Consider the following 2,482-nt stretch of genomic DNA (forward strand, 5'->3'; position numbering starts at 1 on the left):
GCATGGGTGCTTCTCCCGTTCGTACGGCTCCAGCTATATCGCAAATCCCTCCAACTCTGGCATTTCGCCACGATTCCCGCCCCCGGAGCTGGCGGGCGTGGACGACGTCCTCGCCGAGGCCACCCCCGAGGACAAACTCGCCTACCTGAAGAAGGAGCAGGCCGCCGGCAACATGGTCGCGATGACCGGCGACGGCACCAACGACGCCCCCGCCCTCGCCCAGGCCGACGTCGGCGTCGCGATGAACACCGGCACCCCGGCCGCCAAGGAGGCCGGCAACATGGTCGACCTCGACTCCAACCCGACCAAGCTGATCGAAATCATCCGGGTCGGCAAGCAACTGCTCATCACCCGGGGCGCGTTGACCACGTTCTCGATCACCAACGACGTGGCCAAGTTCTTCGCGATCATCCCCGCGATGTTCGCGAACGCCTACCCCGGCCTGCGGCACCTCAACATCATGGAGCTGCACAGCCCGACCTCGGCCATCGCCTCCGCGATCATCTTCAACGCCCTGATCATCGTCGCCCTGATCCCGCTCGCCCTGCGCGGCGTCCGCTACCAGCCCGCCAACGCCACCGACCTGCTCCGCCGCAACCTGCGCGTCTACGGGCTGGGCGGCCTGATCCTGCCATTCCTCGGCATCAAGGCGATCGACCTGCTGATCCAGTTCGTCCCCGGCCTGGGCTGAGCCCCCCCCCCCGGAGCCCGGCCCGCCCATACGGGCCCGACGGCTCCGGACCGGGGGCAGCCTCGGGGCAGCCGGGCGTGCGGCCGGGGCCGAGGAGCTCGTGGTGCGCATCACCCTCGTACGGGAAGGCCAGGGAGGCCGTCCAAGGGCTGGTCCTCCCGCTGCCGCAGGACTCCTGATCCTGCGCTCCGCCCACGGGACTCTGTTCAGCCGCTCACGACCGTGCCGAACGGGCCGTCAGGCCCGCCGACGGCCGGCGCACCGTGGTCCGGCGCTGCGGCCTCCGGCGGGCGGACGCGGATGCTGCGGAGGAACGCCACCAGCCGAGGTCGTGCGCCTCGACGCGGAAACCGTTCGCCACTTCTCCCCCATATCCATGGGATGACTGCCCGAGGCACGGTAACCGTCGGTTTCACCAAAAGGCCTGCCTTGAAGCCGTGTTGACAGTCCCCTGACGGAATCCGACTGGCCCGCCGGACCCTCACCCGAACTCGCGCAGGCGCGGGCGCACTCCCAGCAGGGTCAGGGCGAGCGCCGCAGCGAGGGTGGCCCCGCCGAGGGCGGCGGTGACGGCATCGAGCTCGTCATCGGTGGCGGCGACCGCGTGGTCGAAGGCCCGCTTGTTGATCGCCTGGGTGTCGTCGATGGCGGCGCTGAGAACGCCGAAGTCGGCGTTGGACTGGCCTGCCTGGGTGCCGGTGTTGAAGGTGACCGCGTCCTTGAGCCGGCCCTGGGCGCTCAGCTCGCGAATCTTCCGGTCGTCCCGCTGGTACTGCTGGAAGGCGGTCAGCACCCGCTCGGCCGCGTCCTGCTCGCCGGCGAAGGTGATGTTGCGCAGCTCGTCACCGAGGAACCCGCCGAAGCCGACGGCGGCGTGGTCGGACCGGTGCCGCTCCGCAAAGGCGGCGAGCTTGGCGTTGTAGCCGCCCAGGGTGGCACCGTCGACGCGGGCGAAGGCCTGGGTCTTGTCCAGGAAGCTCTGCTCGTACGCGGCCGCGCGGGCCGGGTCGGTGAGGTAGCGGCTCTCGTCCGCGTTCAGGTCGTACGCCACGGCGCGGGCCCGGCTGAGCGCGATCACCGAGTCGAAGGAGTTGCTCTTCGCCACCACCAGCTGGTGGTCGGCCCGGGAGGCCAGCGTCAGCGCGGTGAGCAGCCCGGCGATGGCGAGCAGGGTGGCGGCGGCGAGCGGCAGGTTGACCAGTCGGTGGAAGCGCACTGCCAGCAGTCGTTGCAGCCCACCGAGGGTGGCGAGTGCGAGCAGGCCCGTGGCCAGGATCCACCACCAGCCACCTGCCAGGTCACCGCGCTGGGCGTCGTAGATGTGCCGGACGGTGGCGGAGTTGGCGGCCGTCACCTCGTCCACGGCGGGCAGCAGCCGCTGCCGCAGCAGGTCCGTAGCTTGCCGGTAAGCCGCCAGGGCGTCCGCCGACGGCTTGCCCGCCGGGGCGTGGGCCTGGTCCTCCAGCAACTGCGCCCGGGCCACCAGGGCCTCGTAGCGGCCGAGTTCGCCGATCACGCTCTGCACGGCCCGCTGCCCGGCCGGATCGCCCGCGGCCGCCTCTGCGACGCGCTGCAGGTCGTCGTCGGCCTGGGTGCGGCGCTGCTCGTAGGTCTCCAGGGTCTCCTGGCGGGGCTTCGCGTAGTCCGGATCGGCGCCGAACAGCAGCAGGTTGGCGACCTGGGCGTCCATGTCGTTGAGCGCGAAGTACAGGTCGGCCGAGCGCACCACCTGCGGGGCGGCCTGGTGGCCGATGACGTCCGTCCCGTCCCTGGCCCCGCCCAGCACGGCGG

At 71.3% G+C, this 2,482-nt stretch carries 2 protein-coding genes; one reads left to right on the forward strand and one right to left on the reverse strand.

Annotation, left to right across the window (positions count from 1 at the left end; all coding sequences use genetic code 11):
• Nucleotides 1-37: 37 nt before the first annotated feature.
• On the forward strand, nucleotides 38-691 hold the full coding sequence (locus tag ABZ885_RS39350) for an HAD-IC family P-type ATPase (protein WP_360199733.1): 654 nt from the start codon (nucleotides 38-40) through the stop codon (nucleotides 689-691).
• Between the two features lie 481 nt (nucleotides 692-1,172).
• On the opposite strand, the gene ABZ885_RS39355 is transcribed toward ABZ885_RS39350, so the two are convergent.
• The coding region (locus tag ABZ885_RS39355) for a hypothetical protein (RefSeq protein WP_360199731.1) at nucleotides 1,173-2,482 on the reverse strand (1,310 nt) is incomplete at its 5' end.

The organism is Kitasatospora sp. NPDC047058 (genome assembly GCF_040643935.1).
In the GTDB taxonomy this organism is placed as follows: domain Bacteria; phylum Actinomycetota; class Actinomycetes; order Streptomycetales; family Streptomycetaceae; genus Kitasatospora.